Source organism: Nocardia sp. NPDC057353, from assembly GCF_042667085.1.
GTDB lineage: Bacteria > Actinomycetota > Actinomycetes > Mycobacteriales > Mycobacteriaceae > Nocardia.
Window position 1 is genome coordinate 67430 of record NZ_JBHVAK010000010.1, and the last position, 23550, is coordinate 90979.

General features: G+C 73.9%; 21 protein-coding genes. 15 read left to right on the forward strand and 6 right to left on the reverse strand.

Annotated elements, in window-relative coordinates; genetic code table 11:
• Positions 1–77: 77 nt before the first annotated feature.
• The 5 genes from ACFUUZ_RS07445 to ACFUUZ_RS07465 all read left to right on the forward strand — a co-directional run bounded on the left by ACFUUZ_RS07445 (position 78) and on the right by ACFUUZ_RS07465 (position 4344).
• On the forward strand, positions 78–851 hold the full coding sequence (locus ACFUUZ_RS07445; RefSeq protein WP_378693539.1) for an ABC transporter ATP-binding protein: 774 nt from the start codon (positions 78–80) through the stop codon (positions 849–851).
• Entirely contained in the window at positions 848–1555 is a 708-nt protein-coding gene (locus ACFUUZ_RS07450) for an ABC transporter ATP-binding protein (protein WP_378693541.1), read from the forward strand. The genes ACFUUZ_RS07445 and ACFUUZ_RS07450 overlap by 4 nt, the downstream gene beginning before the upstream one ends.
• A 19-nt stretch (positions 1556–1574) precedes the next feature.
• A complete protein-coding gene (locus ACFUUZ_RS07455) occupies positions 1575–2459 on the forward strand; it encodes a branched-chain amino acid ABC transporter permease (RefSeq protein WP_378693543.1) in 885 nt (294 codons plus the stop codon).
• Positions 2456–3514 (forward strand): branched-chain amino acid ABC transporter permease, encoded by a 1059-nt coding sequence (locus ACFUUZ_RS07460; RefSeq protein WP_378693545.1) that lies wholly within the window; start codon positions 2456–2458, stop codon positions 3512–3514. Before ACFUUZ_RS07455 ends, ACFUUZ_RS07460 begins: the two co-directional genes overlap by 4 nt.
• Before the next feature lie 125 nt (positions 3515–3639).
• Complete coding sequence (locus ACFUUZ_RS07465) at positions 3640–4344, forward strand: hypothetical protein (RefSeq protein WP_378693547.1); 705 nt, start codon at positions 3640–3642, stop codon at positions 4342–4344.
• 72 nt (positions 4345–4416) lie between these two features.
• On the opposite strand, the gene ACFUUZ_RS07470 is transcribed toward ACFUUZ_RS07465, so the two are convergent.
• The gene (locus tag ACFUUZ_RS07470) at positions 4417–4992 is read right to left on the reverse strand and encodes a helix-turn-helix domain-containing protein (protein WP_378693549.1); all 576 of its coding nucleotides are present in this window, start codon (positions 4990–4992) and stop codon (positions 4417–4419) included.
• A 99-nt stretch (positions 4993–5091) separates the two neighbouring features.
• On the opposite strand from ACFUUZ_RS07470, the gene ACFUUZ_RS07475 reads away from it, so the two are divergent.
• The gene (locus ACFUUZ_RS07475) at positions 5092–6573 is read left to right on the forward strand and encodes an MFS transporter (protein ID WP_378693551.1); all 1482 of its coding nucleotides are present in this window, start codon (positions 5092–5094) and stop codon (positions 6571–6573) included.
• The gene (locus ACFUUZ_RS07480) at positions 6570–7145 is read left to right on the forward strand and encodes a TerD family protein (protein WP_378693552.1); all 576 of its coding nucleotides are present in this window, start codon (positions 6570–6572) and stop codon (positions 7143–7145) included. The genes ACFUUZ_RS07475 and ACFUUZ_RS07480 overlap by 4 nt, the downstream gene beginning before the upstream one ends.
• On the opposite strand, the gene ACFUUZ_RS07485 is transcribed toward ACFUUZ_RS07480, so the two are convergent.
• Positions 7135–8325 (reverse strand): APC family permease, encoded by a 1191-nt coding sequence (locus ACFUUZ_RS07485; RefSeq protein ID WP_378693673.1) that lies wholly within the window; start codon positions 8323–8325, stop codon positions 7135–7137. The genes ACFUUZ_RS07480 and ACFUUZ_RS07485 overlap by 11 nt on opposite strands.
• Before the next feature lie 66 nt (positions 8326–8391).
• Positions 8392–9204 carry an SAM-dependent methyltransferase gene (locus ACFUUZ_RS07490; protein ID WP_378693554.1) on the reverse strand — a complete coding sequence of 271 codons (813 nt, stop codon included), beginning with the start codon at positions 9202–9204 and terminating at the stop codon, positions 8392–8394.
• 162 nt (positions 9205–9366) lie between these two features.
• Here ACFUUZ_RS07490 and ACFUUZ_RS07495 point away from each other — a divergent pair, with 162 nt between their 5' ends.
• Positions 9367–10002, forward strand: a complete 636-nt coding sequence (locus ACFUUZ_RS07495) for a hemerythrin domain-containing protein (protein WP_378693556.1) — start codon at positions 9367–9369, stop codon at positions 10000–10002.
• On the opposite strand, the gene ACFUUZ_RS07500 is transcribed toward ACFUUZ_RS07495, so the two are convergent.
• The gene (locus ACFUUZ_RS07500; RefSeq protein WP_378693558.1) at positions 9941–11194 is read right to left on the reverse strand and encodes a hypothetical protein; all 1254 of its coding nucleotides are present in this window, start codon (positions 11192–11194) and stop codon (positions 9941–9943) included. The two genes, ACFUUZ_RS07495 and ACFUUZ_RS07500, sit on opposite strands and share 62 nt — an antisense overlap.
• A gap of 130 nt (positions 11195–11324) precedes the next feature.
• On the opposite strand from ACFUUZ_RS07500, the gene ACFUUZ_RS07505 reads away from it, so the two are divergent.
• The 5 genes from ACFUUZ_RS07505 to ACFUUZ_RS07525 all read left to right on the forward strand — a co-directional run bounded on the left by ACFUUZ_RS07505 (position 11325) and on the right by ACFUUZ_RS07525 (position 16605).
• Complete coding sequence (locus ACFUUZ_RS07505) at positions 11325–11930, forward strand: TetR/AcrR family transcriptional regulator (protein ID WP_378693560.1); 606 nt, start codon at positions 11325–11327, stop codon at positions 11928–11930.
• 106 nt (positions 11931–12036) lie between these two features.
• The gene (locus ACFUUZ_RS07510; protein ID WP_378693562.1) at positions 12037–13701 is read left to right on the forward strand and encodes an AMP-binding protein; all 1665 of its coding nucleotides are present in this window, start codon (positions 12037–12039) and stop codon (positions 13699–13701) included.
• On the forward strand, positions 13694–14302 hold the full coding sequence (locus ACFUUZ_RS07515; RefSeq protein ID WP_378693564.1) for a TetR/AcrR family transcriptional regulator: 609 nt from the start codon (positions 13694–13696) through the stop codon (positions 14300–14302). The genes ACFUUZ_RS07510 and ACFUUZ_RS07515 overlap by 8 nt, the downstream gene beginning before the upstream one ends.
• Positions 14299–15342, forward strand: coding sequence for a phosphotransferase family protein (locus ACFUUZ_RS07520; protein ID WP_378693566.1), 1044 nt, complete (start codon positions 14299–14301; stop codon positions 15340–15342). Before ACFUUZ_RS07515 ends, ACFUUZ_RS07520 begins: the two co-directional genes overlap by 4 nt.
• 15 nt (positions 15343–15357) lie before the next feature.
• Complete coding sequence (locus tag ACFUUZ_RS07525) at positions 15358–16605, forward strand: acyl-CoA dehydrogenase family protein (protein ID WP_378693568.1); 1248 nt, start codon at positions 15358–15360, stop codon at positions 16603–16605.
• A gap of 124 nt (positions 16606–16729) precedes the next feature.
• Here ACFUUZ_RS07525 and ACFUUZ_RS07530 read toward each other — a convergent pair whose 3' ends face one another.
• On the reverse strand, positions 16730–17971 hold the full coding sequence (locus ACFUUZ_RS07530; protein WP_378693675.1) for a Glu/Leu/Phe/Val dehydrogenase dimerization domain-containing protein: 1242 nt from the start codon (positions 17969–17971) through the stop codon (positions 16730–16732).
• A gap of 212 nt (positions 17972–18183) precedes the next feature.
• Here ACFUUZ_RS07530 and ACFUUZ_RS07535 point away from each other — a divergent pair, with 212 nt between their 5' ends.
• Both ACFUUZ_RS07535 and ACFUUZ_RS07540 read left to right on the forward strand, forming a co-directional pair.
• The gene (locus tag ACFUUZ_RS07535; protein ID WP_378693570.1) at positions 18184–19140 is read left to right on the forward strand and encodes a LysR substrate-binding domain-containing protein; all 957 of its coding nucleotides are present in this window, start codon (positions 18184–18186) and stop codon (positions 19138–19140) included.
• Positions 19141–19350: 210 nt separating this feature from the next.
• Positions 19351–20940: an ABC-F family ATP-binding cassette domain-containing protein gene (locus ACFUUZ_RS07540; RefSeq protein ID WP_378693572.1), complete on the forward strand. Its 1590-nt coding sequence runs from the start codon at positions 19351–19353 to the stop codon at positions 20938–20940.
• Here ACFUUZ_RS07540 and ACFUUZ_RS07545 read toward each other — a convergent pair.
• The gene (locus ACFUUZ_RS07545; protein ID WP_378693574.1) at positions 20937–23531 is read right to left on the reverse strand and encodes a LuxR C-terminal-related transcriptional regulator; all 2595 of its coding nucleotides are present in this window, start codon (positions 23529–23531) and stop codon (positions 20937–20939) included. The genes ACFUUZ_RS07540 and ACFUUZ_RS07545 overlap by 4 nt on opposite strands.
• Positions 23532–23550 lie beyond the last annotated feature (19 nt).

Consider the following 23550-nt stretch of genomic DNA (forward strand, 5'->3'; position numbering starts at 1 on the left):
CATGTTCCGTGTTCCCGGTCACACTCCTTCAAGTTGACATGACTGTCACGTCAAAGAGGATGTGCCGAGGAGGCAGCATGACCAAGACGGCGGCGCTGCGCGTCGAGGAGGTGCGGCTCCGCTTCGGCGGGGTGGTGGCGCTCGACGGACCGTCGTTCACCATCGAGCCCGGCCACATCGTCGGGCTGATCGGGCCGAACGGCGCGGGCAAGACCACGCTCTTCAACTGCATCAGCAGGCTCTACCAGCCGGACTCCGGGCGGATCGGCTTCGGCGAGGTCGACCTGCTCGCGCTGCCCGCGGCCGGGATCGCGGAGGCCGGGATCGCGCGGACCTTCCAGAACATCGGGCTCTTCCCGACCATGACGGTGCTGGAGAACGTGCTGACGGGGGCGTACTCGCGCACCGGGGCCGGGTTCCTGCGCACCGCGCTCGGGCTCCCGCCGACCCGCGCCGAGGAGCGCGCGGAGCGCGAGAACGCCTGGGAGCTGCTGGATTCCATGCAGCTCGCGCACCTCGGCGCCGAGCCCGCGGGGAACCTGCCCTACGGCACGCTCAAGCGGGTCGAGCTGGCACGGGCGCTCATGCAGCGGCCCGCGCTGCTCATGCTGGACGAGCCCGCCAACGGGCTGATCCACGAGGAGGTGCTCGAGCTGGCCGAGACGGTGCGCGCGCTGCGCAACGAGCGCGGCTTTTCGGTGCTGCTGGTCGAGCACCACATGGCCATGGTCATGGCGATCTCGGACCGGGTGGTGGTGCTCAACTTCGGCCGCAAGGTCACCGAGGGGGTGCCTGCCGAGGTGGCGGCGCACCCCGAGGTGGTCGAGGCGTACCTGGGCGGTGCGGCGTGAACCTGCTGAGCGTCGAGGGGCTGCACGCCCGCTACGGCAGCGCGGAGGTGCTGCACGGCATCGACTTCGCGGTCCCGGCCGGGGAGGTGACGGTGGTGCTCGGCGCGAACGGCGCCGGGAAGACCACCATCCTGCGCGCGATCTGCGCCATGGTGCACACCACCGGGCGGATCGTCTTCGACGGCCGCGACATCTCCGGGCTGCGCACCGACCGGGTCGCCCGGCTCGGCATCGCGCACGTCCCGCAGGGGCGCGGCACCTTCGGCGACCTGACCGTCGAGGAGAACCTGCGGATCGGCGGCTTCACCACCTCGGCCGCGGCCACCGCGCGGGCGATCGAGCAGTGGTACGAGTTCTTCCCGCGGCTGCGCGAGCGGCGCGGGCAGCAGGCGGCCGGGCTGAGCGGGGGCGAGCAGCAGATGCTCGCCATCGCCCGCGCGCTGATCGCCGGGCCGCGGCTGCTGCTGCTCGACGAGCCGTCGCTCGGGCTGGCCCCGCGCATCACGCGGGAGGTCTTCCAGGCGCTGGCCAGGATCAATGCCGATACCGGCACCACGATCCTGGTGGTCGAGCAGAACGCGCACCTCGCGCTCGACATCGGATCGTCCGCGGTGCTCGTCGACGCGGGCCGGGTGGTGGCGCAGCGCGCCGCGGCCGGGCTCGCCGACGACGAATCGGTGCGCCGCGCCTACCTCGGCTACTGAGCACAGGAGTTTTCGCATCATGCAGGTGTTTCTGCAACAAGTGGTGGACGGGGTGACGTGGGGCGCGCTGTACGCGGCCTTCGCGCTCAGCATCGTCCTGGTCTACCGGGCCTCCGGGATCGTCAACTTCGCCCAGGGCGAGATGGCGATGGTCTCGGCGTTCTGCGCCTGGCAGTTCGCGCAGTGGGGCGCCCCGCTGCCGCTCGCCATCCTCGGCGCCATGCTGGTCTCGTTCGTGGCGGGCGCCGCCACCGAGCGGGTGCTGATCCGGCCGCTCGCCGGGTCGCCGAACCACATGCCGCTGGTCATCATCACGCTCGGGCTCATGCTGCTGCTGAACAGCGCCGCGGGCTGGATCTGGGGGGTGCAGAACCGGGAGTTCCCGGCGCTGGCCTCCGGGCCGGTGCTCAGCTTCGGGCCGGTGGTGATGTCGCGGCAGTCGGTGGTGATCGTCGGCGCGGTCGTGGTGGTCGCGGCGCTCATGTACGTGCTGTTCCAGCGGACCAGGGTCGGGCTGGCCATGCGGGCGGCGGCGGGCAACCCGGACTCGGCGCAGCTGATCGGCGTCCCGGTCGGCCGGATGCTGATGATCGGCTGGGGGCTGGCCGCCGCGATCGGCGCGCTCGCCGCCTCGCTGGCCGCGCCGCAGCTCTTCCTGCAGCCGAACATGCTGGTGGCGTCGCTGATCTACGCCTTCGCGGCGGCGGTGCTCGGCGGGCTGGACAGCCCGGTCGGCGCCATCGTCGGCGGGCTCTGCGTCGGCGTGGCGGAGAACCTGGCGGGCACCTACGTCCCCTGGATCGGCCACGACTTCAAACAGGCGGTCGCGCTCGCCCTGATCCTCGGGGTGCTGCTGCTCAAGCCGGAAGGGCTGCTCGGGGTGAAGAAGGTGGCACGGGTATGAAACTGCTGCAACTCCTGCGCAGGCCGCGCGCCGAACTCGACGCGCCGATCTGGCTCTCCCGCACCACGGTCGCGGTGGTGCTGCTGCTCGCGGCGCTGGCGCCGCTGGTCTCCGCGCCGTACGTGAACTTCGACCGCTCGATGGTGCTGGTGTACATCGTGGTCGGGCTCGGGCTGAACCTGCTGACCGGCAACACCGGGCAGATCTCGCTCGGCCACGGCTTCTTCTTCGCGCTCGGCGCCTACCTGAGCGCCGTCCTCATGGAGGACGTCGGCGTGCCCTACCCGCTGCTGCCTGGAGTCGCCTTCGCGGCCTGCTACCTGGCGGGCTACCTGTTCGGGCTGCCCGCGCTGCGGCTGCACGGGCTGCAGCTGGCGCTCGCCACGCTCGGGCTCGCGCTGGTGACGCCCGCGGTGATCAAGCGGTTCGAGCACGTCACCGACGGGCAGGCCGGGATCAATATCTTCGGCGCCGAGGCGCCCGCGGCCACCGGGCTCGCCCGCGACCAGTGGGTCTACTACCTCTGCCTGGTAGTGGCGGTGCTCGCCTACCTGGTGGTGCGGCGGCTGGCCGGTGGCCGGATCGGGCGCTCGCTGCTCGCGATCCGCGACTACGAGGCGGTCGCCACCACCCTCGGGGTGCCCGCGACCAGGACCAAGACGACGGTCTTCGCCTTCAGCGCCGCGCTCGCCGGGGTCGGCGGCGTGCTCTACAGCTGGGTGGTGCAGTACGTCGGGCCGGAGGCGTTCGGGCTGCCGCTCGCCATCGCCTTCATCACCATGATCGTGGTCGGCGGGCTCGGCACCGTGCCCGGCGTGATCTTCGGCGCCTTCTTCGTGGTCTACGTGCCGCAGTGGACCGCAGACCTGAACCAGTCGGCCGCCGGGATCACCTACGGCGCCGCGCTGATCGTCTTCATCTTCGTGCTGCCGTACGGGGTGCTCAGCCTCGTCCGGCTGGGGCTGGCGCCGGTGGTGGCGCGCATTCCAGGACGGCGGCGCGGGCGACCGCGACCACAGGTCGAGACCGAGAAACCGGTGCCGGTACCGCTCTAGTCCGGCCCCCGCAGCCAAGCCGCGCCGAAACGAGTTCGGTGACAGGCGGATTCGTGCTGCCCAGAAACTCCCCGGAACCCGACCAGGGCTGCCGGGTGCTCCGAAAAACCGAGAGGAACATCAGGATGAGGAAGATCGTCGCGGTGGCCGCGGGCCTGGTCGCCGCATGCGGGATCGCCACCGGCAGCGCCGGTGCGGCTCCGGCCGGGGACGGCACCGTGGATTTCACCGCGCACGCCACCGAGACCCAGAGCGTCATCAGCATCGATGAGGGCTCGCTGGTGGTCGAGGACGCGGCGCTGAAGATCAAGGCGCCGGACGGGACGGTGGTGGCGGGCACGCCGCTGACCTTCCGGATCGACGAGTTCGAGTTCCCGATCGCGGCGCAGATCACCGACCGCACCGCCACGCTGACCCCGCAGATCGACGCCGCGCTGGCGGTGTACAAGCCAGTCGCGCTGCCCTACGAGGACAAGGCGCCGTGGAAGAACGAGTACGACCGTGAGCAGGCGGCGTGGTCGCGGCTGACCAGCACCATCACCGTCGGCGCGACGGTCGGCACGCTGGTCGGCGGGCTGATCGGCGGTGCCGCGGGTTGTGTGCTCGGCGGGATCGCGGGCGCGACCGTCGCCTCGGCGACGATCATCGGGCTCTTCGGCCCGTTCATCCCGGCCGCGGCCGTCGGCTGCATCGGCGGGATCCTGGCGATCGGCGCGCTCGGCACCCTGGCCGGACAGATCCTGATCACCGCCCCGGTGGTGATCGGTGCCGCGATCCAGTACTTCACCACGATCAACGCTCCGGCACCGGCTCCGGCGCCTGCCAAGTAGGAGCGGAACAGCACCCGGCGGAGCGGCCGGGGGACAGGCGGCCCCACCCGGGCGGACCGGGTGGGGCCGTTGTCACGGCGTGACCCTGGCGACCGCGCGGTCGCCGTGCGGGCCGAAGAGGTGCAGGATCTCGACCGGGGTGGCGCCCGCCGGGCCGAACCAGTGCGGGGTCGCGGGGTCGAACTCGGCGGTCTCGCCGGGGCCGAGCAGGTGCTCCTCGGCGCCGAGGAGCAGCCGGAGCGTGCCCGCGAGGACATAGAGCCAGGCGTGGCCGTCGTGCGTGACCAGGCGGGGTTCGCGCGGGCCGAGGACGTGCTTGAAGACCTGGACGCGGCCGGGGTAGCCGGTCAGCGGCACGACGACGCCGCCGCTCGCGTGCCGGTGCGGTTGCAGGTGCATGCGCGGGTCGCCGGTGGCGGGGGCGGCGACCACGGCGTCGAGCGCGACCCGGTACACCCTGGCCAGCGGGATGAGCAGGTCGAGGGTGGGGGCGCGGTGGCCGGTCTCCAGCCGCGACAGGGTGCTCACCGAGAGCCCGGTGCGGTCGGCGACGGCGGCCAGCGAGAGCGCGCGCTCCCGGCGCAGGGCGCGCAGCCGCGGGCCGATGCCCGCCAGGATCTCCGCCGTCTCCGCATCCACCCGGCCCATGGTTGCAGATTCCGCAAAAGCGCTGGGGTGCGCGGGTGCGCTGCGGGCAGCATCGGCGGCGCCCGGCGCGGTGCCGGGCGGACGAGAGGTGGTGTCGGGATGCCGGTTTCGGAGCCGACGACGGCGCGCGGGCGCTGGACGGTGCTGGTGATCTGCGCGTCGGCGCTCTTCCTGGTCGGGCTGGACACGACGATCGTGACCGTCGGGCTCGGTGCGATCGGGCGCGGGCTCGGGGTGCGGGCGGAGCAGCTGGCCTGGGTGGTCGACGCTTACACGGTGACCTTCGCGAGCCTGCTCGTCACCGCCGGTGCGGTGGCGGACCGGTTCGGCAGGCGCCGGGTTTTCCAGGTCGGGCTGGTGGTCTTCGGGGCGGCCTCGCTGGCCTGCGCGCTCGCGCCCACGCCGGAGCTCCTGGTCGCGGCGCGGGTGCTGCAGGGGGTCGGCGCCTCGATGCTCACGCCGGTGGCGCTGGCCATCGTGGTCGCCGCCATGCCGGACCCGCGGGAGCGGGCGCGGGCCATCGGGGTGTGGGGGTCGGTGTTCGGGCTGAGCATGGCGGCGGGGCCGGTGACCGGGGGCGCGCTGATCGCGGCGTTCGGGTGGCGGGCGGTGTTCTGGATCAACGTGCCGGTGGTGCTGGTGGCGATCGCGCTGGTCCGGGCGCTGGTGCCGGAGTCGCGGGGGGCGCGGGTGCGGCGGCTCGACCTGCCCGGGCAGGTGCTGCTGATCGGAGTGCTGTGGGTGGGGGTGGGGGTGCTGATCGAGGGGCCGCGGGTCGGGTGGGGTTCGCCGGCGGCGCTGGCCGGTTACGTGGTCTTCGGTGTGCTGGTGGTGGTGTTCGTCCGAGTGGAGACGCGGCGGAGCGAGCCGTTGATCGAGCCGGGGTTGTTCCTGGTGCCGAGTTTCGCGGGAGCCGTTGTCGGTGCGGTCGCGATTTTCGCGGCCTTCAGCATGACGCTGTTCCTGGCCACGCTGTACCTGCAGGGGCAGGGGTGGACACCGGTCGCCGCCGGGGCGGCGACGCTGCCGATGGCGGTGGGGGCGACGGTGTGCGCGCCGATCTCCGGGTATTTGGTCGGGCGGCTCGGGCCGCGCGTTCCGCTGCTGGTGGCCGGGGGGTTCCTGGCCCTCGGGGGTGGGGTGCTCGTCGTGTTCGGGGCGGCGGCGCTGTTCGCGGCGTTCGGTCTGATCGGGGTCGGGGTCGGGTTCGCCAATGCGCCGATCACGAATACCGCCGTCGGCGGGTTGCCCGCGGATCGGGCCGGGGTGGCGGGTGGGACCGCGTCCACCGCGCGGCAGGTCGGGACCGCCGTCGGGGTCGCGGTGGCGGGGAGCCTGGTCGCCGGGGTCTCCGCCGAGGGGTTCGCCGCCGCCGCGGCGCCGGGGTGGTGGGTGGTTGCCGGGTGCGGCGTCGTGCTGCTTGTGGTCGGGAGCGCGCGCACCAGCGCCCGCCGTCCGGCGAGACTCCCGCTCGGCGCGGACTGCCCGGCTGATCATCCGGTTCGCGTCGCGGCCGGTGCGCCCCGGCTAGGGTCGAGAGCGATACGTCTTTTCCGGCGACGCGAGAGGGTTTGCGAATGAGTGTCAGTCTGGCCAAGGGCGGCAATGTGTCGCTGTCGAAGCAGGCGCCGAATCTGACCGCGGTCGCGGTCGGGCTCGGCTGGGACGTCCGGTCGACGACCGGCGTCGACTTCGACCTCGACGCGAGCGCGCTCGCGACCGGCTCCGACCAGAAGGTGCTCTCCGACCAGCACTTCGTCTTCTACAACAACCTGCGCTCGCCGGACGGCAGCATCGAGCACACCGGCGACAACCTGACCGGCGAGGGCGAGGGCGACGACGAGGTCATCAACGTCGACCTGGCGGGCGCCCCGCCCACCATCACCAATATCTTCTTCCCGGTCTCCATCCACGACGCCCAGTCCAGGCAGCAGTCCTTCGGCCAGGTGCGCAATGCCTTCATCCGGGTCGTCGACCGCGCCACCGGCGCCGAGCTGGCCCGCTACGACCTCTCCGAGGACGCCTCCTCGGAGACCGCCATGGTCTTCGGCGAGCTCTACCGCAGCGGCGCCGAGTGGAAGTTCCGCGCCATCGGGCAGGGGTACGCCTCCGGGCTGGCCGGGATCGCCCGCGACTACGGCGTCAATATCTGACCCGGACCGCGTAGACCAGCGCCCCGAGCGCGAGGACGCCCGCGCCCGCCGCGATCGAGGCGGGCGGCAGGGCGACGGCGAGAACGGCGCAGCCGACCAGGCCCAGCGCCGGGATCAGGCGCGGCGCCTGCCCGCCTCGGGGCCGCGGGTCGGCCGGACCCGGGGCGGGGCGCAGGGTGAACGCCGCGGCGTTGGCGATGGCGTAGTAGGCGAGCACCGCGAAGGACGAGAAGCCGATGGCGCCGCGCAGGTCGATACTCGCGGCCAGCACGGCGACGACCCCGGCGACGGCGAGTTCGGCGCGGTGCGGCACCGCGTAGCGCGGGTGGACCGCGGCCAGTGCCTTCGGCAGGTGCCGGTCGCGGGCCATGGCGTAGGTGGTGCGGGAGACGCCGAGCAGCAGCGCGAGCAGCGCGCCGAGCGCCGCCAGCGCGGCGGTCGCCCGGATCACCGGGGCGGCCCACGTGGCCCCGGCGGCGCTCGCCAGCTCGGCGAGCGGCGCCGCCGCGGCCGCCAGCCGCTCCGGGCCGAGCACGGCGAGCGCGGCCACCGCGACGGCGGCGTAGGCGAGCAGCGCGATGCCGAGCGCGATCGGGACCGCGCGCGGGATGGTGCGCGCCGGGTCGCGGACCTCCGCGCCGAGCGTGGCGATCCTGGCGTACCCGGCGAAGGCGAAGAACAGCAGCCCGGCGGCCTGCAGCACGTCGTACGGGGAGGCACCGGAGGACGCGGTGACGCGGTCGAGCTCGGCGGCGGGGACGGCGATCACGACCAGCGCGGCCAGCACCGCGAGCACGGTGCCGACGATGACCCGGGCCGCCAGCGCGGACTTCTGGATCCCGCGGTAGTTCACCGCGGCGACCGCGAGCACCGCGACGACCGCGACGACCCGCGCCCGCTCGGGCCAGAGGTAGCTGCCCGCGGTGAGCGCCATGGCGGCGCAGGAGGCGGTCTTGCCGACCACGAAACCCCAACCGGCCAGGTACCCCCAGAACGGGCCGAGCCGCTCCCGGCCGTAGACGTAGGTGCCGCCGGACTCCGGGTAGCGGGCGGCCAGCCGCGCCGACGAGGTCGCGTTGCAATAGGCCACCACCGCCGCGAGCGCCAACCCGAGCAGCAGCCAGGAGCCCGCCGCCGCGGCGGCCGGGGCGAGCGCGGCGAAGATGCCCGCCCCGATCATCGCGCCGAGGCCGATCACCACCGCGTCGGGCACGCCCAGACTGCGCCGCAACTCCACGGCGCGATCCTAGGGCTTGCGGCCGACCGCCCCGTACAGCGAGACCGCCTTGTCGTGGCTCTTCGGGTGCGCGATCCCTTCGTGGCGCCAGCGGTGGATCACCTCGACGCCCGGCTCCACGAGCTCCAGGTCGTCGAAGAACCGCGCCACCTCGGCCCGGCTCCGCGGCCGGACCGGAATCCCGCGGTCCTGATAGACCTGCAGCAGCCGCGCCATGCCTTCGGGGTCGTCGGGGCCGTCGTCGAAATCGGTGGTCACATAGGACATGGCGAGGTAGGAGCCGGAGGCGAGCGGTGCCATGAAGGCGCGCACGTGCTCGTAGACGTCGCCGGGGACGAAGTGCAGCGTCGCCATCAGCGAGACCGCCACCGGCTGCGACAGGTCGAGGGTGTCCCGCAGCTGGTCGGCGCCGAGGATGGACTGCGGGTCGGCGGCATCGGCCTGGATGTAGGCGGTGCGGCCCTCAGGGGTGCCGACCAGCAGCGCCCTGGCGTGCGCGAGCACGATCGGGTCGTTGTCCACGTACACGACCCTGGACTCGGGGGCCAGCTCCTGGGCCACCTGGTGCAGGTTCGGCGCGGTCGGGATGCCCGTCCCGATGTCGAGGTACTGCCTGATGCCGCGGCCCGCGAGGAAACGCGTTGCGTGCCGCATGAATTCGCGGTTGGTGCGGGCGGTCAGCCGGACCGCGGGAAACTCCCGCAACGCCTTCTCCGCGGCCTCGCGGTCGGCGTCGTAGGAGTCCTTGCCGCCGAGGAAGTAGTCGTACATGCGGGCCGGATGCGCCACGTTGGCACCCAGGTCGGGCCTGCCGTCGGACACCTGAATTCTCCTGTGCGTCGAGAAAGGTGGGCCACCGAGGTATACCGCACACGGGTAAGCGGCCCAACGGGATCCAGCATATGGGTCCTACACACCGGCTGTCTCGGCGGGCGTTGAGTGCCGGTTAGGTGCGCCGCAGGTGGCCGGGCGCACGGTGGCGGCATGCACAACGAACCGAACGGCCTACTGCTCGCCCACCGCGCCATGCTGCGCGACCTCGACCGCTGCGCCGCGCTCGCCGCGCGGCTCGCGGGCACCCCGCTGGAGCGCAGGCGCGCCACCGCGGTCGCCGCCTACCTCACCGACTTCTGCGACAGCATCCACCACCACCACAGCGCCGAGGACGAGGTGCTCTGGCCGGTGCTGGAGCGCGCGGCGGGCGCGCACGTCGACCTCACCGAGCTCAGCGACGACCACGCCGAGCTCGACCCCAAGCTGGACCGGATCCGGGCGGGCGCGGCGGCGCTGCGCGAAACCCGGACGGTCACCGCCGAACTCGCGGCCGACCTGGCCGACCTGCGCGACACCGTGCGCGGGCACGTCACCGACGAGGAGCGCACCATCGTGCCGCTGATCCGGCGCTACGTCTCGGACGAGGAGTGGAACCGGGTCGAGGCCACCATCCGCAAGCGCGGCGGCAAGATGAGCTTCGAGGTGCCGCGGATCCTCGCGGTCAGCACCGGCGCCGAGCTGGACGAGGCGCGCCGGGAGGGCGGCATCCCGGTCGCGCTCATGATCAAGCTCCTGCCGGTGCCGTTCCGCCGTCGGGAGGCGCTGGTGTTCGGAGCCGCGCGGTGAGCTCGGCCGCCGAGCGGGCGTAGGCCGGGTCGCCGAAGAGCGCGTGCAGCGCCGCGTCCACCCGGCCCGCGAGCAGCTCGAGCAGCGCGGAGAAGATGGCGACCACCGCGAGCAGGATGCCGAGCTGGCCGGTGGTCGACCTGGTGACGGCGAGCTCCATCTCGGCGCGGGCACCGGCCAGGTCGGTGTGCGCGGCGGCGTCCAGGAACAGCAGCCAGTGCGCCACCGCCTCGTGGTCGATCCGGCCCGCCGCGACGGCCGCCGCCAGGTACTCCTCGGCGACCGGGCGGCGCTCGGCGCGCAGGTCGGGGCCGAGCGCGGCGTACGCCCTGACGTTCAGCGCCGCGCAGCGCAGGGCGGGGTCGGGCACGGTCCTGGCCGGCGCCAGCGCCGCGGCGCTCACCCGCTGGCCATCGGCCTCGTCGTACCCCTCCAGCTCGCGGAAGAGCGCGAGCAGCAGCCGGACCCTGGTGTCGTCCGGCAGCTCGGTCGCCAGGTGGGCGCGGATCGCGGCGATCGCGGTGTGCGAGGGGGCGCGGCCGTCCCTGGTGGTCCAGATCAGTGGGGCGTCCCAGGCGGTGAGCAGTGCGAGGTCCGGCAGGGGACCGGCGGTGCCGGAGGCGGTCCCCGCCCAGTCGGGTCCGGCGGCGTGCACCCTGTCCGGCGCGGATGTGGGCCAGGCGGTGCCGGAGGCCGGCCGCAGCCGGTCGGGTCCGGCGGGGTGCGCCCTGTCCGGCGCGGATAAGGGCCCGGCGGTGCCTCGCACCTGCCGCGCGCCGGCCCCCGCTGCGGCGTCCAGCGCCGTCAGGTAGATGGCGCGGGCGCGCACCGAGTCGCCTGCCCTGGCGTGCGCGGTTACGGCGGGTGCCGTCAACTCGACCGCGGTGCCGGTGGCCCTGCTGCCCGCGAGCTCGCGCAGCCGCAGCGCGTCCCGCCACTGGGCGGCGGCCTCCCGCCAGGAGCCGGCCCGCTCGGCCGCGCGGGCCGCCGCCACCGGGTAGCGGATCGCCTGCTGCGCGGTGGCCGGACCCGCCGCGGCCGAGGCGTGCCTGGCGAGCTCGGCGGCGTCCGCCTCGGCGCCGAGCACCTCCAGCGCCCTGGTGTGCAGCCGGGCCCGGCGCAGCAGCGGCGTGTCGTCGGCGTCGCCGCCGTGCACGGTGGCGCGCAGCGGGCCGAGAACGGAGAGCAGCACCTGCCAGACGGTACCGATGCACCCGTGCCCCCGGCACCTCCACCGGGCCGATCGGTCGTTCCGGGGACACGCGCGAACCCGGGGACCGACTACGCTGTGGCGGTCACGACGAGGTCGAACGGGAGGCGCGATGCGCGTGGCCGATGGCGCAGCGGTGCCACGGGGCTCGAACGGGCGGGATGCCATCCTGGATTCCGCGATCCGCCTGTTCAACCAGTGCGGTTACCACGGCACCTCGATGCGGGACATCGCCGCGGGCGCCGAGATCACGGTCGCCTCGATCTACCACCACTTCAAGTCCAAGCAGGAGATCCTGCAGAGCATCATGGTGCGCGCGCTGCAGGCGGCGCTCTCGCTCACCAGGACCGCGGTGGTCAGGTCCGACGGCTCGCCCGGCGGGCAGCTGCGGGCGGTGATGCGGGCCTGGGTGATCTTCCATACCACCCACCAGCTGGACGCCGTCGTCGCCGCGACCGAGCTGCGCAGCCTGGAGCCGCCCGGCCGGGAGCTGGTGATCGCGCTGCGCGACGAGCAGGAGGCGCTCTTCCGCGACGTGGTCGCGCGCGGCGTCGAGGAGGGCGTCTTCGGCACCGACCACCCGCTCGACGCCACCCGCGGCATCATCAGCATGGGCCAGTCCATCTGCATGTGGTGGCGCGCCGACGGCCCGATGACCGCCGAGCAGCTCGCCACCAGGTACGAGACGTTAGCGCTCGCCATCGTGGAATCCGCCTAACGAGCGTTTCTTCCTGACCGCGGAGAACCCGCACTACACCGATCATTGACAAACGATCGTTCGGTTGCGAGTGTGGGTGTTCCGCCGACAGGAAGAGGTGCACCCGGTGAACGTTCCCGTGCTCCCGTGGGCCGCGTACTACCCCGGCCGGATCGCGCCGGAGCTGACCCCTCCGGTCGCCACCATGCTCGAGGCGTGGCAGCAGCACGTGCGTGACCGCCCGGACGCCCCCGCGCTGCACTACTTCGACGCCACCCTGACCTTCGCCGAGCTCGACGCCGCCGCGGCCGCGCTCGCCGCCGCGCTGCACGGTCGCGGCCTGCGAGCGGGCGAGCGCCTCGCCATCTACCTGCAGAACGACCCGCAGTGGCTGGTCGCGCTGCTGGCCGCGTGGCGACTGGGCGCGGTGCCGGTCGCGGTGAACCCCATGCTGCGGGCCACGGAGCTCGCGCACATCCTCACCGACTCCGGCGCCCGCGCGCTGATCTGCCTGGACAGCCTGTACGAGCCGGTGGTGGCCGAGGTCCGCGCGGGGACCGAGCTGCGCACCGTGATCACCACCCACCCGCTCGACCTGACCCCGGACGCCACGCTGCCGCCCGCGCTCGCCGCCCACGTCCCGGCCGAACGGTCGTTCGAGGACGCGGTGAGCTGGAAGGCGGCGCTGCGCGAGGACGGCGGCCGCACGCCGGAAGTCGTGGCGCCGGAGGGCAACGACATCGCCGTGCTCACCTACACCTCGGGCACCACCGGCCGGGCCAAGGGCGCGATGAACCTGCACAGCGCCATGGTGCACAGCTCCACCGTCTACACCCGCTGGTGGGACCTGCGCCCGGAGCGGGACGTGCTGATCGGGCTGGCCCCGGTCTTCCACATCACCGGGCTGGTGGCCGGATTCGGCGCGCACCTGATCAGCGGCGCCCCGCTGGTGCTCATGCACCGCTTCGACGCCGAGCAGACGCTGCGCGCGATCGACCGCAGGCGCGGCACCTTCATGATCGGCGCCAGCACCGCCTTCATCGCGCTGAGCAACCACCCGGCGCTGGCCGGGTACGACGTCTCCTCGCTGACCAAGACCCCCTCCGGCGGCGCGCCGGTGAGCCGGGCGCTGGTCGAGCGGGTGCACGCCGCGACCGGCTGGACGCTGCGCGGCGCCTACGGCATGACCGAGACCACCTCGCCGACGCACCTCGGCCCGATCGACGCCGAGCCGCCCACCGACCCGGAGTCCGGCGCGCTCGCGGTCGGGGTTCCGGTACCCGGCGCGCGGGTGCGGATCGTCGACCTCGGCGACGGCCGCGACCTGGGGCCGGGCCAGGTGGGGGAGATCGTGGTGGCAGGGCCGATGGTGGTGCCCGGGTACTGGCAGCTGCCGGAGGAGTCGGCGCGCGCCGTCCGGGACGGCTGGCTGCACACCGGCGACCTGGGCAAGGTCACCCCGGAGGGCTGGCTCTTCGTGGTCGACCGGATCAAGGACCTGATCAACGCGGGCGGTTTCAAGGTGGTGCCGCGCGACGTCGAGGACGTGCTCTACCAGCACCCCGCGGTGCGCGAGGCCGCCGTGGTCGGCGTGCCGGACGAGTACCGCGGCGAGACCGTGCGCGCCTTCGTCTCCCTGGTCCCCGGCGCGAGCGCGACCGCCGACGAGCTCATCGGCTTCTGCCGGGAGCGGATGGCCGCCTACAAGTACCCGCGCTCGGTGGTGCTGCTGGCCGAGCTGCCGAAGAACGCCAGCGGCAAGCTGCTGCGCCGGGAGCTGCGCGATGCCTGAGGGCGGCGGCCGGGAGATCATCCTGGACGCGGCGATCGACAACTTCCAGCGCCTCGGCTACCACGGCACCTCGATGCGCGACATCGCCCGCGACGCCGGCATCACCCCCGCCTCCATCTACCACCACTGGCCGTCCAAGCAGCTCATCCTGCAGGAGATCATGGAGCGGGTGCTCACCGACGTGATCGCGCTGACCAGGGCGGCCGTGCTGCGCGCGGGCGGCACCCCGGAGCGGCAGCTGGCGGCGCTCATGCGCACCTGGGTGCTCTTCCACACCGGCCGCAGGCCGGAGGCGCTGATCGGGGCGTCGGAGATCCGCAGCCTGGACGCCGCGGGCCACCGGCTCGTGGTGACCCTGCGCGACCAGCAGGAACAGCTCTTCCGCGACGTCATCGACCGCGGCGTCGCCGAGGGCGCCTTCGCCACCCCGTACCCGCGCGAGGCGGCGCGCGCCGTGATCAACATGGGCTACACCATCGCCGCCTGGTACCGCCCCGGCGGCGACCTCGGCCCGGACGAGCTCGCCGACCGCTACTCGGTCCTGGCGCTCGGCACGGTCGGCGCCGCCATCCTGCCGACCTCCGAAAGGCCGAGCGCATGACCGCGACCACCGACACCGCCCTGGACACCGCGCGGGTGCGCGCCTGGCTGGCCGCGGCCGAGACCGGCCGGGTCGGCCCCGACCTGGAGGCGCGGCTGATCGCGGGCGGCCGCTCCAACCCGACCTACGAGCTCACCGACGGCGCCCGCCGCTGGATCCTGCGCCGCCCGCCGCTCGGCCACGTCCTGCCGACCGCGCACGACATGGGCCGCGAGTACCGCGCGCTCGCCGCGCTCGCGGGCAGCGCCGTCCCGGTGCCGCGCACGGTCGGGCTGTGCACCGACACCGCGGTGCTCGGCGCGCCCTTCTACGTCATGGACAAGCTGGACGGGGTCACCCTGCGCACCGCCGCCGACACCGGCAGGCTCACCCCCGAGCAGCGGAAGACGCTGTCCGCGAACCTGATCGGGGTGCTGGTCGCGCTGCACGAGGTCGACCCGGCCGCGGTCGGGCTGGACGGCTGGGGCCGCCCGGACGGCTACCTGGAGCGGCAGCTGCGGCGCTGGCTGGCGCAGTGGGAGTCGTCGCGGACGGCGCCGCGCCCGGAGGTCGACGAGCTGCACGCCCGGCTGCGGGCGGCGGTGCCGCCGAACCGCTTCCCCGGGATCGTGCACGGCGACTTCAAGATCGACAACCTGATGGTGGACGCCGCCGACCCGACCCGGATCGTCGGCGTGCTGGACTGGGAGCTGGGCACGCTCGGCGACACCCTCACCGACCTCGGCATCCTCTGCTCGTTCTGGGACCAGAACGGCGAGTTCCACAACCCGATCACCGCGGGCGCCACCGCGCTGCCCGGCTTCCCGACCCGCGACGAGCTGGTGGCCGCCTACGCGGCGGCGCGCGGCATCGATGTCGCCGAGATGGACTGGTACCTGGTCTTCGCCGACTTCAAGATCGCGGTGATCCTGGAGGGCATCCACGCCAGGCACACGCAGGGGCTCACCGAGGGCGCGGATTTCGACACCGTCGGCGCCATGGTCGGCCCGCTGCTGAACCGGGCGCTGGAGCGCGCCGCCCGCTCGTCCCTGTTCCGCTGAACCCGAGGAAATCCCATGACCCTGCCGACCCCGGCCATGCTCGCCCCCCGCGTCGACGCCGCTGCGCTCGACCTGCGCCCCTCCGCCCGCGCGCTCGAACTGCGCGCCGCGCTCATCGATTTCATGCACGAGCGGGTCTTCCCCGCCGAGCACGCCTACGAGGAGTTCCGCGCGGGCGCCGACGACCACGCCGTCCCGCCGTGCGTCGAGGAGCTGAAGAAGGAGGCCCGCGCCCGCGGCCTGTGGAATCTGTTCCTGCCCGCCGAGTCCGGCATCTCCCAGCTCGACTACGCCGGGCTCGCCGAGATCACCGGCTGGAGCCTGCATCTCGCGCCGGAGGCGATCAACAGCCAGGCTCCCGACACCGGCAACATGGAGCTGCTGCACCTCTTCGGCACCGCCGAGCAGAAACAGCGCTGGCTGGAGCCGCTGCTGGACGGCACCATCCGCTCGGCCTTCTCCATGACCGAGATCGCGGTCGCCAGCTCGGACGCCACCAATATCGAGACCAGCATCGAGCGCGACGGCGACAGCTACGTCATCAACGGCCGCAAGTGGTGGACCAGTGGCGCCGCCGACCCGCGCTGCGCACTGCTGATCGTCATGGGCAAGACCGACCCCGACGCCGCCACGCACCGGCAGCAGTCCATGATCCTGGTGCCGATCGACACCCCCGGCGTGCGGGTGGTGCGCGACGTTCCGGTCTTCGGGCGGCACGACCAGCACGGCCACGTCGAGGTCGAGTACACCGACGTCCGGGTGCCGGTGCAGAACCTGCTCGGCGAGGAGGGGTCCGGGTTCGCGCTGGCCCAGGCGCGGCTCGGCCCGGGGCGCATCCACCACTGCATGCGCGCGCTCGGCGCCACCGAGCGGGCGCTGGCGCTGCTGGTGCACCGGGCGCAGGACCGGGTCGCGTTCGGCGCGCCGCTGGCGAGCCAGGGGGTGGTGCAGCAGCAGATCGCCGAGTCCAGGATCGCCGTCGACCAGGCGCGGCTGCTGTGCCAGCTGGCGTCGAAGGTCATCGACGAGCAGGGGAACAAGGCGGCGGCGCCGTACGTGTCGGCGGCCAAGGTGGCGGTGCCGCGGGTGGCGCTCGAGGTGATCGACCGGGCCATCCAGGTGCACGGCGGGGCCGGGGTCAGCGACGATGTGCCGCTGGCCGCCATGTACGGGTGGCACCGGGCCATGCGGATCTTCGACGGGCCGGACGAGGTGCACGTGCGGACCATCGCGAAGAACGAGTTGCGCCGGTACGCGCGGTAGTCGCCCGGCACCGAAGCCCGCCGGGCGGAGTTCGAGCCTCGGCGCCGTGCCCGGCGGGATGGGCGACGCCTCCGGAGCCGACCCCCGCGGTGCGGTAGCGGTACCGCACCGCGGGGGCGGGCGGTCAGGGGATGACGACGGCGGTGACCGCCGGGCCGGGCTCGTCGGCCCAGCGGTGCCCGGTGTCGCGCGGCGTGACGCCCTGGTCGGTCCAGGCGGCGAGCAGCAGCGCGACCTTGCTGTGCATGATCGTGCGCAGCCGGTCGAAGGAGTTCTCCGGGTCGGCGTCGACCAGGCCGAGCAGCAGCCACCAGGCCCAGGCGACCGCGCCCGCGTTGGCGACGAAGTCCGGGAGGACCGGGATGCCGCGGGCGGCGAGCATGGCCTCGGCCTCCGGGGTGGTGGCGGCGTTGGCGGCCTCGACGACGACCTTCGCCCGCACGTCGTAGGAGTTGTCCGGGGTGATGGCGTAGGAGATGGCGGCGGGCACCAGGATGTCCACCTCGGCGGCGAGCACCGCGGCGCGCGGCAGCTGCTCGACGTCCGCGGGCAGCCGGGAGCGGTCGATCTCGCCGTAGCCGTCGCGCAGCGCGAGCAGCGCGGGGACGTCGAGGCCGTCGGCGCGGTGCAGGGTGCCCGCGGCGTCGGCGAGGGTGGTGACCCGCATGCCCGCCTCGTGCAGGTAGTGCGCGGCGGCGCCGCCCATGGTGCCGATGCCCTGGATGGCGACGGTGGTGTCGGCGGGGGAGCGGCCCCAGGAGACGGCCGCGGCGAGACAGGCGTGCGCGACGCCGTAGCCGCCGATCACGTCGCCGAGCAGGAAGCCGCCGTCGACCGCGGCGTTCAGCCCGGCGCGGACCCGCTCCAGGGTGGCGGCCGGGTCGGCGGCGCGGCGGATCGCGGCGTGGTAGCTCTGGCCCAGCCCGAGCTTCTCGAAGACCTCGTCGATCAGGTGCTGCGGCACGCCGAGGTCCTCGGCGGTCACCCAGTGCGCGTCGATCCACGGCCGCATGGCCTCGCAGAACCGCTCCAGCACGCCGAGCGCGCGCGGGTCCTTGGGGTCGAAGTCGATGCCGCCCTTGGCGCCGCCGATCGGCAGGTCGAAGGTGGCGGTCTTGTTCGCCATGCCGCGGGCCAGGTCCTCGACCTCGGTCAGGGTGCAGCCCGCGCGCATGCGGGTGCCGCCGGTGGCGAGGCCCGCGCGCAGCGTGTGCACGACGAGGTAGCCGACGGCGCCGGTGACCGAATCGGTCCAGTGCAGCCGCATGTAGGGCTGGGGGCGCAGCGCCGCGGGGGCGATCGGCAGGGCGGGCGCCGCGGTGGCGGTCGCGGTCAGGTCCGGGGTGCCCCCGGCGGGGTTCTGCATCGTGGTCACGAGGACCACCTCCTCATCGCGCGTTTCAACTCGGTCGCCACGGGGAACTCCCAGCCTGTCGTTCTACCCCGCCCGGACGTCGTCGTCGCTGTCGATGGCGCGTGCCCGGTCCCTCCAGCGTGCGGCCGATCCGGGCCGCGCGTCTATTTACGGTTCGTTCACGGCAGTGTTCACGGTTCCTGCACAAGACCTAGGCTCGGTTCATGGACCTGTCGTTGGCGCGGCTGCGCATGCTGCGCGAACTGCATCGGCGCGGCACGATCACCGCGGCCGCGAGCGCGCTGCACTACACCGCCTCGGCGGTGTCGCAGCAGCTCGCGCAGCTGGAGCGGGACGTGGGGGCGCGGCTGCTGGAGCGCCGCGGGCGGCGGGTGCAGCTGACCGACCTCGGGCTGCTGCTCGCCGAGCACGCGGAGGAGATCCTGGCCTCGGTGGAGCGCGCCACCCAGGCGCTGGAGGACGCGGGCGAGTCGGTGACGGCGAAGTTGACCGCGGGCGTCTGGGCCTCGGTGGCCTCCGGGCTGCTCCCGGACGCCCTGGAGACGCTGGCCCGCACGCACCCCGGCATCCTGGTGCGGACCAGGGAGCTGCCGCCGGAGGCCACGGCGGCGGCGGTGCGCGACGGCGCGCTCGACCTCTCCTTCGTGCTCGACTACTCGAACTCCCCGGTCACCTGGGACCGCGGGCTGGAGCGCGCGGTGATCGCGGTCGAGCGGCTCTACGGCTGCGTGCCGGCGGGCATGCTCCCGGTGGCCACCGTCACCCTGGCCGAGCTGGCCGAGCACCCGTGGATCCTGGCGCCCGCCCGCTCGCACTTCGGGTACGCGGTGCGGCTCGCCTTCCAGTCCGCCGGGGTGGAGCCGCGGATCGACCACGAGGTGGAGGAGCAGGCGACCGCCATGGCCATGGTCGCGGCCGGGCTCGGCGTCACCCTCGTCTCCGACCTCGGGCTGGCGCTGCGCCCGGCCGGGGTGGACATCGTCGCGCTGGCCGACGTCTTCACCCGCACGGTCTCCCTCGCCTACCGCACCAACACCGCGCGGCGGGCCGCGCTGCTCATCGTCGTGGACGCCATCCGCACGGCGGCGGTGGACAAAGGGCTCGGGGCCGACATGTCGTCCCAGGACGCGAGCGCGGGGCCCGCGAACTCCTGGCGCTGAGCCGGGCAGCTCGGCCTCGGTGCTAGGCTTTCCCCGTGCTCATCGAGGTCGACAGACTCGGGCCGCCTGCTCGTGGCAGGCGGCGGATCCGGCCTGTACGGCACCTCGCCGACCACCCCTGATCCGGGTGGTCCGTTTCCGCGCTGCTTTTCGAGCCATCGAATCCTTCCCGAATTCGACTGCCCGTCTCCGGGCGCGAGGAGCACCCCCATGTCCACTTCCGGAATTACCCTGCGTGACCTGGCCTTCGACTGGCCGGACGGCGCCGTGGCGCTGCGCCCGCTGACCGCCGCCATCCCGGCCGGGCGCACCGGCCTGGTCGGGCGCAACGGCGCGGGCAAATCCACCCTGCTGCGGCTGATCGCCGGGGTGCTGACGCCCACCGCGGGGCGGGTCGAGGCGGCCGGGCCGGTCGGCTACCTGCCGCAGACCCTGACACTCGGCACCGGCGCGACCGTCGCCGACCTGCTCGGCATCGCGGAGACGCTGGCCGCGCTGCGCGCCATCGAGTCCGGCGACGCCGCCGAGCGGCACTTCGAGGCGGTCGGCGACGACTGGGATCTGGAGGCACGCGCCGCGCAGGCGCTGCACGAGATCGGGCTCGGCGCGGCCGGGCTGGACCGCACCGTCGGCACGCTCTCCGGCGGCGAGGCGGTGCTGGTCGCGGTCACCGGGCTCCGGCTGCGCCGCACGCCGGTCACCCTGCTCGACGAGCCGACCAACAACCTGGACCGCGAGACCCGCGCCGAGCTGGCCCGGCTGGTCGCGGGCTGGCCGGGGACCCTGGTGGTGGTGAGCCACGACCGCGAGCTGCTGGAGCGGATGGAGTACACCGCCGAGCTGCACGACGGCAGCCTCGACGTCTTCGGCGGGCCGTACAGCGCGTGGCGGCAGCACGTCGAACAGCGGCAGGCCGCCGCGGCGCAGGCCGCCCGCAGCGCGGCGCAGGTGCTGGAGGTGGAGAAGCGGCAGCGGATCGAGGCGGAGACCAAGATCGCCCGCCGCGAGCGCACCGGGCGGGCCACCCAGCGGGGCGGCGGCATCCCGCGCATCCTCGCCGGGAACCGGGCGAGCAAGGCGCAGAACGCGGCGGGCGCGCTGCGCGGCACCGCGGACGCCAAGGTGCGCGCCGCCGAGCAGGCGCTGGACGCGGCCTCGGCGCTGGTCCGCCGGGACGAGCACATCCACCTCGACCTGCCCGACCCCGACGTCCCCGCCGGGCGGCGCATCGCCGAGCTGCGGGACGGCGCCACCACCGTCGTGCTGCAGGGCCCGGAGCGGGTCGCGCTGGTCGGCCGGAACGGCACCGGGAAGACCACCCTGCTCGAGCAGCTGCTCGGAATCCGCTCCGCCGCGCCGGGTTCCGTGCACGGCGTGCTGCACACCGACCGGGTCGGGTACCTCCCACAGCGGCTGGACGGCCTCGACGACACGGCGAGCGCGCTCGCCACCGTGCAGGCGGTCGCCACCGGCGCCACGGCGGCCACGGTCCGCAACCGGCTGGCCCGGCTGCTGCTGCGCGGGGACAGCGTCGACCGCCCGGTGGGCACGCTCTCCGGCGGCGAGCGCTTCCGGGTCGCGCTGGCCCGGCTGCTCCTCGCCGACCCGCCCGCCCAGCTCCTCGTCCTCGACGAGCCGACCAACAACCTCGACATCGCCAGCGTCGAGCAGCTGGTGGCGGCGCTGGCGGATTACCGCGGCGCGGTGCTGGTGGTCAGCCACGACGACGAGTTCCTGCGGGCGCTCGGGATCGACACGGTCGTCGAGCTCGGCCCGGACGGGCTGTCCGTGCGGCGCTAGCCGCGCACCCCCGGCCAGACCACGTCGGCCAGCTTCTCCCGGTCGTCCACGTCGAGCTTGATCGATGCCCGGTAGATGTGGCCCTCGACGGTGCGCACCGAGACCACCAGCCGCTCGGCAATCTCCTTGTTGGAGAGCCCCTTGGCGATGTGGGCGGCGATCTCGCGCTCGCGCGGGGTGATCGGCAGCGGGCGGCTGGCCGCGGTGATCGCGGGGGTGGTCGCGCCGTCGCAGCGGGAGGAGAGCTCGGTGGCGCGGGCGGTGCAGCGGGCGCTGGGGCCGCGGCGCCCGGCCCGGTCGTGGAACGGCATCGCCTGGGCGGCGGCGTCGGCGGCCGAGAGCAACAGCCCCGCCGCCTCGAAGTCGGTGCTCACGGCCTCGAGTGCGGCGGCGTCGCTGTTCGCGACGGCGTCGGCGTGGCGGGCGTAGAGCGCGACCACCTCGCCCTGCACCCTTGGCGCGAGCTCGGCGAGCCGGGGTGCGCCGGAGCCGTCGCCGAAGCGGGCGGCGTGGTGCAGCGCCTCGGCCTCCAGGGCGAACTGCCCGGCGTTGCGGGCGACGCGGGCGGCCCTGCGGGCGAGCTCGGCGGCGGTGGCGTTGTTCTGCGGGGCGGCGGCCCAGGCGCGGGCGAGCATGCGCTGCGGCTCGTGCAGGGCCAGGTGCGCCCCGGCGTGCTGGTCGGCGTCGCGCAGCGTCTTCTCCACCTTGTCGGTGTCGCCGAGCGCGGCGTAGGCGCGGACCAGCAGTAGCCGGGCCGGGAGCTGCCATGGCAGCGAGGTCTCGGCATTGAGCGCGGCCAGTGCCTGCTCGAAGGCGGTGACGGCCGCGCGGAAGCGGCCCCGCGCGGTGGCGACGACGCCGACCGCGATCTTGGCGATGGCCCAGCCGAGGAACTGGCCCGCGGAGAAGAACTCGTTGTACTCCGCGGCGCGGTGTTCGGCCTCGTCCAGCTCGCCGACGGTGGTCAGGGCGAGGACGTCGCAGTAGCGGACCATGACCCGGATCATGCCGTCGGTGGCCTTCTGCTCGGCTCGGCTGCGCGCCGCGATCGGGCCGAAGTCCAGACCGCGCCCGGCCACCGGCATGGCGAGCCCGGCGGCGAAGGCGGCGAAATCGACGGCCTGGCGCGGGGCGTCGGGGGCCTCGAGCACCGCCTCGGCCGCGGCGATGCCGTCGGCTATCCGGTTCTCGTGCACCGCCATCGCCGCGCCCGCGGCGTCGACGATGAGCCGCAGCGCGGGGTGCTCGGCCTTGGTCCCCATGAGGTCGATCAACCGGCGGCCGCTCGCCACGTCGCCCAGCGACCAGAAGCGCAGGCTGGCCCGCGGCACCCCCCACTGCACGATCTGCAGCTGATCGAGCTGCTCGGGGTCGTAGCGGGCCAGGATCTCGTCGGCTGCGCGCGGCCTGCCCTGCCAGAGCAGCGCGCGGGAGAGCACTTCGGCGGCGCGCAGCCCGCCGTCCCGGTCGTGCGCGGCGCGGGCCAGCCGCTCGCCGAGCGGCAGGTTGGCCAGTGCCACAGCGTCTTTGGCGGCGGTGATGAGCAGGTCGGTGTCGATCGGGCGGTCGCTGTCCACGCAGAGCCTGGCCAGCCGGATGCGGCTGGCGGCGGTGTCGAGCGGGCGGTCGCGCAGGGCCTCCACGATCCGCCCGCACCGGGCCCGCGCGGTGGCGGTGCCGATCTGCTGGCGCACCACCTCGCCGAGCAGCGGGTGGCTGAACCGGGCGGTGGGCGGGGTGTCGGTGCTGATCCGGATGAGCCCGGCCAGCTCGGCGGCGTCCACCGCCGCCGGGTCCGCGAGCGCGGTCAGGATGTCGAGGTCCAGCGGCTCGTAGAGCGCGAGGGTCTGCAGCGCGTCGACCACCGCCGCGCCGGTTCGCTGTAGCCGCTCGTGCAGCAGCTCCACCAGCCCGGAGGGCACCGCGGTCGGGCCGCGCAGCTGCCAGACGCCCTCGACCCGGGTCAGGTTGCCCGCCTCGACAGCGCCCTCGACCATGTTCCGCAGGAACAGCGGGTTGCCGCCGGAGGACTCCCAGATGACGTCGGCGCTCAGCCCCTCCAGCGTGCCGGCGAGCACCGACTCCACCAGCTCGACGCACTGCCCCTTGGCCATCGGCTGCAGCTCCAGCCGGTCCAGGTAGTCGTCCTTCCACAGCGAGAGCACCGCGCCGGGCACCGGCTCGCCGTTGCGCACGGTCGCGATGATGCGGGCGCTGCGCTCCACCGCGATCTGGTGCAGCAGCGTCGCGGAGAGCTGGTCGAGCAGGTGCGCGTCGTCCACCCCGATCACCGGGTCGTCGCCCGCGATCAGGTTCTTGCGCGCCTCGGTGAGCAGCGCCAGCGGGTCGCGGGAGGCCGAGCCGTCGATCCACGGCGCGAACGCCCCGAGCGGAATCGCCTGTGACGACGCGGTGCACACCGCCCAGCGAACCGGGGCGTCCAGCTCCGCGGTGACCATCCGGGCGAGGGTCGTCTTGCCGACGCCCGCATTGCCGACGAGGACGATGCCACCGGCATCGGCGCCCGTCAGGGCCGCGCGCACGGTGTCGGATTCGTCGGGGCGATCGAGCAGTTGCCAGCGCTCCAGCATGGTGCTCGAGTGTAGATCC

Coding starts and splice junctions, on each gene's coding strand:
- ACFUUZ_RS07445 (WP_378693539.1), top strand. CDS start 78: ATGACCAAGACGGCGGCGCTGCGCGTCGAGGAGGTGCGGCTCCGCTTC.
- ACFUUZ_RS07455 (WP_378693543.1), top strand. CDS start 1,575: ATGCAGGTGTTTCTGCAACAAGTGGTGGACGGGGTGACGTGGGGCGCG.
- ACFUUZ_RS07460 (WP_378693545.1), top strand. CDS start 2,456: ATGAAACTGCTGCAACTCCTGCGCAGGCCGCGCGCCGAACTCGACGCG.
- ACFUUZ_RS07465 (WP_378693547.1), top strand. CDS start 3,640: ATGAGGAAGATCGTCGCGGTGGCCGCGGGCCTGGTCGCCGCATGCGGG.
- ACFUUZ_RS07470 (WP_378693549.1), bottom strand. CDS start 4,992: ATGGGCCGGGTGGATGCGGAGACGGCGGAGATCCTGGCGGGCATCGGC.
- ACFUUZ_RS07475 (WP_378693551.1), top strand. CDS start 5,092: ATGCCGGTTTCGGAGCCGACGACGGCGCGCGGGCGCTGGACGGTGCTG.
- ACFUUZ_RS07480 (WP_378693552.1), top strand. CDS start 6,570: ATGAGTGTCAGTCTGGCCAAGGGCGGCAATGTGTCGCTGTCGAAGCAG.
- ACFUUZ_RS07485 (WP_378693673.1), bottom strand. CDS start 8,325: ATGATCGGGGCGGGCATCTTCGCCGCGCTCGCCCCGGCCGCCGCGGCG.
- ACFUUZ_RS07495 (WP_378693556.1), top strand. CDS start 9,367: ATGCACAACGAACCGAACGGCCTACTGCTCGCCCACCGCGCCATGCTG.
- ACFUUZ_RS07505 (WP_378693560.1), top strand. CDS start 11,325: ATGCGCGTGGCCGATGGCGCAGCGGTGCCACGGGGCTCGAACGGGCGG.
- ACFUUZ_RS07515 (WP_378693564.1), top strand. CDS start 13,694: ATGCCTGAGGGCGGCGGCCGGGAGATCATCCTGGACGCGGCGATCGAC.
- ACFUUZ_RS07520 (WP_378693566.1), top strand. CDS start 14,299: ATGACCGCGACCACCGACACCGCCCTGGACACCGCGCGGGTGCGCGCC.
- ACFUUZ_RS07525 (WP_378693568.1), top strand. CDS start 15,358: ATGACCCTGCCGACCCCGGCCATGCTCGCCCCCCGCGTCGACGCCGCT.
- ACFUUZ_RS07530 (WP_378693675.1), bottom strand. CDS start 17,971: ATGCAGAACCCCGCCGGGGGCACCCCGGACCTGACCGCGACCGCCACC.
- ACFUUZ_RS07535 (WP_378693570.1), top strand. CDS start 18,184: ATGGACCTGTCGTTGGCGCGGCTGCGCATGCTGCGCGAACTGCATCGG.
- ACFUUZ_RS07540 (WP_378693572.1), top strand. CDS start 19,351: ATGTCCACTTCCGGAATTACCCTGCGTGACCTGGCCTTCGACTGGCCG.
- ACFUUZ_RS07545 (WP_378693574.1), bottom strand. CDS start 23,531: ATGCTGGAGCGCTGGCAACTGCTCGATCGCCCCGACGAATCCGACACC.